Source organism: Acidovorax sp. HMWF018, from assembly GCF_003061035.1.
Classification (GTDB): domain Bacteria; phylum Pseudomonadota; class Gammaproteobacteria; order Burkholderiales; family Burkholderiaceae_C; genus Acidovorax; species Acidovorax delafieldii.
Map to the genome: position 1 here is coordinate 1 of NZ_QAIM01000230.1, position 7,323 is coordinate 7,323.

9 protein-coding genes and 1 pseudogene are annotated in these 7,323 nt (G+C 60.5%); 6 read left to right on the plus strand and 4 right to left on the minus strand.

The features are described from left to right. Window positions 1-188: 188 nt before the first annotated feature. The 3 genes and pseudogenes from DBR23_RS08115 to DBR23_RS08125 all read right to left on the minus strand — a co-directional run. Window positions 189-455 (minus strand): annotated as a pseudogene (locus tag DBR23_RS08115) (cytidyltransferase); the annotation flags it as partial. Window positions 456-486: 31 nt separating this feature from the next. Then, entirely contained in the window at window positions 487-903 is a 417-nt protein-coding gene (locus DBR23_RS08120; RefSeq protein ID WP_108497891.1) for an SRPBCC family protein, read from the minus strand. Window positions 904-1,009: 106 nt separating this feature from the next. After that, the gene (locus DBR23_RS08125) at window positions 1,010-1,597 is read right to left on the minus strand and encodes an NADPH-dependent FMN reductase (RefSeq protein ID WP_108497892.1); all 588 of its coding nucleotides are present in this window, start codon (window positions 1,595-1,597) and stop codon (window positions 1,010-1,012) included. A gap of 34 nt (window positions 1,598-1,631) precedes the next feature. Here DBR23_RS08125 and DBR23_RS08130 point away from each other — a divergent pair, with 34 nt between their 5' ends. The 6 genes from DBR23_RS08130 to DBR23_RS08155 all read left to right on the plus strand — a co-directional run bounded on the left by DBR23_RS08130 (window position 1,632) and on the right by DBR23_RS08155 (window position 6,848). Next, entirely contained in the window at window positions 1,632-2,351 is a 720-nt protein-coding gene (locus DBR23_RS08130; RefSeq protein WP_099731987.1) for a GntR family transcriptional regulator, read from the plus strand. A 357-nt stretch (window positions 2,352-2,708) separates the two neighbouring features. Then, window positions 2,709-3,569 carry a fumarylacetoacetate hydrolase family protein gene (locus tag DBR23_RS08135; RefSeq protein ID WP_108497893.1) on the plus strand — a complete coding sequence of 287 codons (861 nt, stop codon included), beginning with the start codon at window positions 2,709-2,711 and terminating at the stop codon, window positions 3,567-3,569. Window positions 3,570-3,666: 97 nt separating this feature from the next. After that, on the plus strand, window positions 3,667-4,638 hold the full coding sequence (locus tag DBR23_RS08140) for a tripartite tricarboxylate transporter substrate binding protein (RefSeq protein WP_108497896.1): 972 nt from the start codon (window positions 3,667-3,669) through the stop codon (window positions 4,636-4,638). A gap of 29 nt (window positions 4,639-4,667) precedes the next feature. Then, window positions 4,668-5,246 carry an amino acid synthesis family protein gene (locus DBR23_RS08145; RefSeq protein WP_056066523.1) on the plus strand — a complete coding sequence of 193 codons (579 nt, stop codon included), beginning with the start codon at window positions 4,668-4,670 and terminating at the stop codon, window positions 5,244-5,246. Between the two features lie 8 nt (window positions 5,247-5,254). Beyond that, window positions 5,255-6,268: a zinc-dependent alcohol dehydrogenase family protein gene (locus DBR23_RS08150; protein WP_108497894.1), complete on the plus strand. Its 1,014-nt coding sequence runs from the start codon at window positions 5,255-5,257 to the stop codon at window positions 6,266-6,268. 4 nt (window positions 6,269-6,272) lie between these two features. Beyond that, complete coding sequence (locus tag DBR23_RS08155) at window positions 6,273-6,848, plus strand: VOC family protein (RefSeq protein WP_233250336.1); 576 nt, start codon at window positions 6,273-6,275, stop codon at window positions 6,846-6,848. Window positions 6,849-7,089: 241 nt separating this feature from the next. On the opposite strand, the gene DBR23_RS08160 is transcribed toward DBR23_RS08155, so the two are convergent. Beyond that, window positions 7,090-7,323 (minus strand): DUF4148 domain-containing protein (locus DBR23_RS08160; RefSeq protein ID WP_108497895.1); only part of this gene is annotated, 234 nt, incomplete at its 5' end.

Here is a 7,323-nt window from a genome sequence, read left to right on the forward strand (position 1 = left end):
CTGCAAGGACGGCATCAGCCACAACGAGATCGAGGACGCGAAACCCGAGCACATCGAGGCCGGGTGCAACGTGCTGCTGCACGCCATGCTGGAGCGTGCGGGGACTTGATGCTATTCAAATAATAGCTTTATGCGCTTATTGGATAAGCGCTAGAGGCTGTTCTTGCTTGAAGTCTGGCTGCACGTTGTCAGTGCAGCTCCGTCAACCCCAGGAAGTGGTCCAGCATGTGGAAGTGGTCTTCGAAGAATTCCTCTTCCAGGCTTGCCAGCTGGTCGATGCGGGTCCACTGCACCAGCGCTGCATCGTCATCGGCTTGCACCACCGGAAACGGCGCATCGCCCAGGTCAAAGTAGTGTGCATGCGTGATGGTGCGACCGCGCTGGCTGCGGTCGGGGTGGTCGAACACGGCCACTGACTGCAGTGCGGCGCGCATGCGGGCCTCGGGCAGGTCGCATGTACGGGCAAGAGGCTCTGCGAGCTGGCCGCTATTGGGGCGCCAGCTTTGCGACCACGTGGCGAGAAAAGTTGTCCAGGATAGCCTGCCAGCCGGCTCGCTGCTGCTCTTCGGGGTGCGTTTGCTCCCCGTCGAGTGTGACCGTAACTTTGACTCCGTCCGTGCCCTCGTTGAACTCAACGAGTCCTGCTCGATCTCCGAAGGCGTATTCGATGAGCTGGCACGGCACAACCTTGGTGTATTCACCTGCAAAGTCAAACCCGAATGAGCCGTCCTTCGCCTCCATGCGAGAGGAGAACTTGCCACCTGGCCGCAGATCCACCGACGAGGTGGTCGTGTGCCAGTCTGGGGACGCTGTATTCCATTGTTTGATGTCTTCGGGTGTTGTGTATGCCCGCCAGACTTCTTTCAACGGTGCGGCAACCACAGTTGAGACGGTGATCTTCATGAGCGAACTCCATTCGGGTGACCCGGCACATATTCAAAGATTGGATGCCGAGTCCAGCCCTATCGGCACTGGCCGCTAAAGCCCGGTCTTATTAGCGACTTCTGTCTCAGACTTGTTGGCTGCGCGCGGCGATCCACCGGATCTCCTCGACCAGCTCGTGCAATCCTGTTTGGATGATATCCAGAGTAGGCTTGTCCACTAAGTGACCATCTTGTATGCGCGCGGCGACTCCAGCAATGGCGATGTGCTGCCGCACCAAGGGGCGAGCCAGTGTGGCTGCCAATGCATCACGAATTTGGGCCTGTGCCCGCACTCCCCCTGCCGTGCCTGGCGACGCCGTCATGATGAGCGCGGGCTTGCCCTTGAGAGGAGATGCAAATCCCGGCCGCGAAGCCCAGTCAATCGCGTTCTTGAGTACCCCGGGTATGCCGTAGTTGTACTCAGGCGAACACAGTACCAGGCCATCCGCATGTTCAATGGCGTTCTTGAGCTGGACGACTGGAGGCGGTGGTTGGTCCCCATCCAGATCTGCGTTGTACATGGGGATCTCGTCGAGAGGGAACAACTCCAGTGTGGTTCCAGAAGGTAGCAGCGGCTGAAGGCTTCGCAGCACGGCAGTGCTGTGCGACGCGCGGCGGAGGCTTCCGGAGATGGCGAGGAGGCGGATAGGACGTGTCATCGGGTTGGTGTTCATTGAGATTTTTTCGTTCTTTCAATGCCTGAAGTTTATGCATAAAATTCAAAACATGTACAAAACAGACACATCCCCTCGCACCCCGCCCCTGGTGGATCAGGCCTTCGCGCAATTGCGCAGGGATGTGTTGAATGGCACCTACAGTCCAGGCGCCAAGCTCAAGCTCGATGAACTGCAAGCTGCCTACGGCTTTTCCAGCAGTCCGTTGCGGGAGGCGCTGAGTCGTCTGGCCCAGGAGGGGTTGATCCGGGCAGATGAACGGCGAGGGTTTCGTGTAACGGCGATTTCTGCAGAGGACTTGGGCGACATCACGCGCATGCGTGTGATGCTTGACGTTCAGGCGCTGCGCGAATCGATTGCCCACGGTGATGACGTGTGGGAGGCGCAAGTAGTGGGGGCATTTCACCGCTTGGAGAAGGTAGAAGGCCGACTTAGCGATGGTCCGGTCGTTTTGGACCAAGGGTGGACGGACGTGCACACTGCCTTTCACATGGCACTGATTTCAGCCAGTCCATCAGAGCGCCTGCGGACGTGGAGTGCAAGCCTCTTCGACCAGGCGGAGCGTTACCGGCGGTTTTCAGCGCGCTTTCGCAAGACCTTTAAGCACAAATCCAGTGAGCACCGTAAGCTCATGGACGCTACGCTGCGGCGCGATGCAGACACCGCCTGTGCACTCTTGCAAGAGCACATCTTGAGTACCGAGCGCAATGTGCTCTCGGTGCTGAGCAAGCTGGAGCACGGCCAGGGAGGCTGACCCTCCACTGCCATTGCGAGCCCGGGCATGGTCTAGGTACAGGCATTTCGCCGGTTCCTGGGCAGCCCTGCCCCTCCTCATTCCTGGTTGCACCCGACTCGCGTGGTGCAAAGCCCGCATGCATCGCGCATGTGGGCTTTTTCGCTTCTGAGTTCCCCATTTCCGTTGTCTGCAAGTGCCTCTTCTTGCGCAAGGGGCCAAGCAAGTTCCCTCAAATCGCTCGGTGTAAACCACTACGCATAATTTGTATTTTGTGCATAAAAATACATTCGTGCACTAGATTCGAAGATCCAGAAGTTCAAGTTCTGATCGTCGTGCCTTCTCAGATTCCTCTTTCATCCCTTTTCTAGGAAACCCATGAAACTGATGTCCTACTCAATCGCCGGCCGTGAAACCTGGGGTGCCGTCCTCGGTGAAGGTGTTGCCGAACTGGCGATCCGAACCGGCCATGCCACGCTGGCTGGCTTCATCGCAAGCCCGGACTTCGCGCGCCGGGATGCGTTGGTGGCAGATCTCAAGGCCGACGCAAAGTTGGCCGAAGTGACGTTCCTGCCGGTGATTCCTCGCCCCGAAAAAATTGTCTGCGCGGTGCGCAACTACATGGATCACCACCAGGAGGTGCTCGCTGCTGGCATGCAGCGCGAGCTGTCCGAGCAGCCGCCGATCTTCTTGCGCGTGTGGCGTTCACAGACGCCACATCAAGGTCCGATCGTCCGTCCCCATGTTTCGGAGTCGCTGGATTGGGAAGGCGAGCTGGCCGTAGTGATTGGCAAGGAAGGTCGTGACATCAGCGCGGCGGACGCCTGGGCGCACATTGCAGGCTATAGCTGCTACAACGATGCCAGCGTGCGAGAGTGGCAGTTCCATGCCAAGCAGATCGCCTCCGGCAAAAACTTCGAATCCACTGGTGCTTTCGGTCCCTGGATGGTGACTGCAGACGAGATCGCGCCTGGTCGCGAACTCAAGCTGGAGACGCGTCTGAACGGCGTTGTGGTGCAGTCCAGCCATACAGGGCACATGATTTTTTCGATCCCCCGCCTGATTGCGTATGCCTCCACCATTTTTACGTTGGTCCCCGGTGACGTGATCATCACTGGCACTCCTGCCGGCGTGGGCTGGAGCAAGAAGCCGCCGCAGTTCATGAAACCTGGCGACGTCGTGGAAGTGGAGATTGAAGCCATCGGCGTGCTGCGCAATCCAGTGGTTGCGCAGGGCTGACCATCGTCTGGCGCCATTTACCCGTTCGATCTTCCATCCAGACCCTGCAAGGGTAGAGCAATGCCCCATGCGGCCGCCGCCCACGGAGACAAACACCATGCAAAGAAGACACGTCCTGGCCGCCTGCAGCGCGGCCGCTCTTGGATGGCCGGCGCTGCCGGCCCTGGCCCAAGCCTATCCCGAGCGAGCGATCAAGCTCTATCAGGGGTTCGCTCCTGGTGGAAATGCGGACGCCATCGCCCGCGCTGTGGGCGCAGAGATGGCCAAAGCCTTGGGCCAGGCCGTGGTGGTGGAGGCACAGTCTGGAGCTGGCGGCACCATCGCCGCCACCACGGTAGCGCGGGCAAAGCCCGACGGATACACGTTGCTGCTCGCCACCGGGGGGCATGCGGTGGCGGGCGCTCTCTACAACACGCTCCCCTACAAGTCTGTTGCGGACTTCGAGATGGTTTCCACGATCACCTTCTTTCCGTTCCTGGTGGTTGTCAACGCCAATTCGAAAGTCCAGAGCCTGCGTGAAGTCATCGCAAACGCGCAGGCCACACCGGGATCGGTCGGCTACGGGACTGCGGGCGTGGGCTCAACCCACCATCTGGCGGGCGAGCTGCTGGCCAAGATGGCTCGAGTCAATCTTTTGCACGTTCCCTATCGGGGCGATGCTGCATCGATCACGGCGCTGCTGGCAGGCGATGTGCCATTCATCATCGCTCCGCCGACCGCGGTATTGACCAACATCCAGGCGGGGAAGCTGCGCGCCATCGCAACCACCGGCCCCCAACGGTGGGCAGGCCTGCCAAACGTTCCCACCGTCGTGGAGCAAGGTGTGACGGGCTATGACGTGCGCTCGTGGGCCGGCCTTCTGGCACCCTCAGGAACGCCTCGACCGATCGTTGATCGCCTCAATGCAGAGGTGCTTCGTGCGCTACAGGCGCCAGCAGTACGGCAGCGTCTGGAGGACATGGGCGGGGAAGCACGCGGCAGCACGCCCGAGGAAATGAGGGTCATGGTGAGCCACGAGATCGAAAAATGGCAGCAGGTAGTGGCTGATGCCAAGATTCCCAAACAATGACTCCAATCACCTTGTCGAAGGACTTTTGAATGAACTTGATCGCTATCCGCAAACGCAGCCTGACCATTGAAACGGTGTACCACGAGGGCGGACCACCGGTAGACACGCCGCTGCGCATCGCCTCTGCTTGCGCTGTGATTCGCAATCCTTACGCTGGCCGCTATGAGCCAGATCTGCTGCCCTTCATGGCCGAGCTGCGCACCCTCGGTACGATGCTCGCTGAAGAGCTGGTGGCTACGCTGGGCAAGGAAAAAGTACAGGCCTATAGCAAGGCAGCCATCGTCGGCGTGAATGGCGAGTTAGAGCATGGCGCCGTCTGGCATGAAGCGGGGGGCTGGGCAATGCGACAAGTGCTGGGTGAACCCAAAGCCATCGTGCCGTCGGCGAAGGCCGTGGCCGCTACGGGCTACCGCTTGATGGTGCCACTGCATTACATCCATGCGGCCTATGTCCGCAGCCATTTCAACAGTGCCGAGGTGGGGATCCAGGACGCGCCCCGCCCCGACGAAATCCTTTTCGCACTGGTGATGGCCGATGGCGGACGCGTCCACTCGCGCCTGGGCGGCCTGACGCGCGAGCAGGTGTCTGTACACGACGGCCAGCGCTGAGGTTAGACATGGCGACTTCTTCCACTGGCACGATGAAGGCCGTGCAGCTCCAGGTCACGGGTGGTCCGGAGGTTCTGTCTTTGGTGGACATCCCTGTACCTCATCCCGGACCGGGCCAGGTACGCGTCCGGGCTCATGCCATAGGCGCAGGTGGGCCGGACGTTCTGATTCGCAACGGTACTTACAAATGGATGCCCCCACTGCCCGCGGTGCCCGGCAATGAGCTGTCCGGTGTCATCGATGCCATCGGTGATGGCGTCACCCGCCTGTCTGTGGGTGACCGCGTACTGGTCAGTGCACGAGAGTTGCCACAGCGCGGGGGCTGCTACGTGCAGGCGATCTGCGTGCCCGAAGTTGTGCCATTTGTGCTGCCTGAGAGCATTGCGTTCGAGGACGCGGTGAGTCTCGGTAACTTCCAGCTCGCACTGGCGCTGCTGGCCAGCAACGGCAATCTGCCCGCTAAAGCGATCCTGATTCCCGGTGCAGCAGGTGGGGTTGCCACCGCGCTGGCCCAGGTGGCGCGCTCGCGAGGCCTGCGCGTCATCGGTACTGCATCAACCCCGGAAAAACGCCAGTTCGCCTTGGAAAACGGAGTTAGCGATCTTGTTGATGGCGACGTGCAGGCCCTGCCGCAACGCGTCATGGAGCTCACTGGGGGGCGTGGCGTCGACCTCGCTTTTGATCATGTGGGGGCGGCACTGTTTATCGCCTGTCTGCGGTCGCTGGCCCCCTCAGGCATGGCGGTGTCGTACAACATCCTTGCAGGCCCACCATCGAGTGATGTGTTCGATGAGCTTCGCAAACTGCTCGCCAAGAGTCTGGCGATACGCACCTTCTCCATTCATGCGGTGGATGCCGATGTGGCCCAGCGCCGCGGCTTGATGGAGCAAGCCATTGCGCTCATGGCGAGTGGCCAGGTGCGTGCACCGCGTGCCATGCGCATGCCACTGGAAGAGGTTCGTCAGGCCCACGAGCTGTTGGACACCGGCGGCACGCTGGGCAAGCTGGTCCTCATTCCCTGAACCCATGGAGTCTCGCAACGTGAATCCAACCTATACCGCCAATCTCGCTCACTGTGGCATTTTTTGCCGTGACCTGGAGGTGATGAAGGCTTTCTATACCGGAGTGTTCGACATGCAGGAGACGGATCGTGGCGAGGGCGTGACCTTTCGCTTCGAGATCGTGTTTCTGAGCGGGCGTGGTGATCAGCACCACCAGTTGGTGCTGGCTGGAGGGCGGGGTGAAGATGCCCCGAGCACCGTGATGCAGCTGTCGTTCAAAGTCCAGACCATTGATCATCTGCGCGAGGCGCGTCGCCGCGCCTTGGCACTGGGCGCGTCGAAGATGCGCGGGCTTAACCACGGGAATGCGATATCCATCTACTGCATGGACCCGGAAGACAACACGGTGGAGGTTTATCTGGACACTCCTTGGTACGTGAGCCAGCCCCACGGTGATCCTTTGGACCTGGATCAGGATGACGAAGCCATCTGGGCCCAGACGGAGCGTGTGGTGCGTTCGGACCCCAGCTTTATGCCGGTATCCGAGTGGGCTGCGCAGTTTGCGGAACGACGCGCGGCATTGAAGGCCGGGACCGCGTAGCGAGCGCTCGTTTTTCGCGATGACGCAGAGGCTTTCGGCTTGGAGATGCAACAGGCGTACGACGTTTTGCTTGTGTTCGCACGCAACAAAAAGGGCTCCCAGAGGGAGCCCTTTTTGCCTGCCCGCCCCTGCGGTTCAGTTAACACTCCCCATAGCGGCAGCACCCGCACCGCGCGAAGTGCCACCGCCATGGGAAGTCCCGCAACTGCTTCAATCCAACCCGAGCAGTTGGTCTGCCAAATTACATGGCGCTGAATTCGCCCGAAGGGATCTGGCCGGTGCGCACGGCTTCGGCAGCCTGTGCACGCACGGCAGCGCGGTCAGCGGTGGATTGGTAGGTCACCACACGCGAGCCTGCGGGTTCCATGTTGTGGGTCTTGGCTTCCACTACAGCTTCGGCTTGCACTTCAGCGCGGGTGCGGTTCGTGTCGAACTTCAGGGCAAATTGCGAGCCATCGGCTTCATCGGCATGGGC

Bases quoted from the DNA above. Each gene is read 5' to 3' on its own strand.
- DBR23_RS08140 (WP_108497896.1), top strand. From the start codon at position 3,667: ATGCAAAGAAGACACGTCCTGGCCGCCTGCAGCGCGGCCGCTCTTGGA.
- DBR23_RS08145 (WP_056066523.1), top strand. From the start codon at position 4,668: ATGAACTTGATCGCTATCCGCAAACGCAGCCTGACCATTGAAACGGTG.
- DBR23_RS08130 (WP_099731987.1), top strand. From the start codon at position 1,632: ATGCATAAAATTCAAAACATGTACAAAACAGACACATCCCCTCGCACC.
- DBR23_RS08135 (WP_108497893.1), top strand. From the start codon at position 2,709: ATGAAACTGATGTCCTACTCAATCGCCGGCCGTGAAACCTGGGGTGCC.
- DBR23_RS08155 (WP_233250336.1), top strand. From the start codon at position 6,273: ATGGAGTCTCGCAACGTGAATCCAACCTATACCGCCAATCTCGCTCAC.
- DBR23_RS08125 (WP_108497892.1), bottom strand. From the start codon at position 1,597: ATGAACACCAACCCGATGACACGTCCTATCCGCCTCCTCGCCATCTCC.
- DBR23_RS08120 (WP_108497891.1), bottom strand. From the start codon at position 903: ATGAAGATCACCGTCTCAACTGTGGTTGCCGCACCGTTGAAAGAAGTC.
- DBR23_RS08150 (WP_108497894.1), top strand. From the start codon at position 5,255: ATGGCGACTTCTTCCACTGGCACGATGAAGGCCGTGCAGCTCCAGGTC.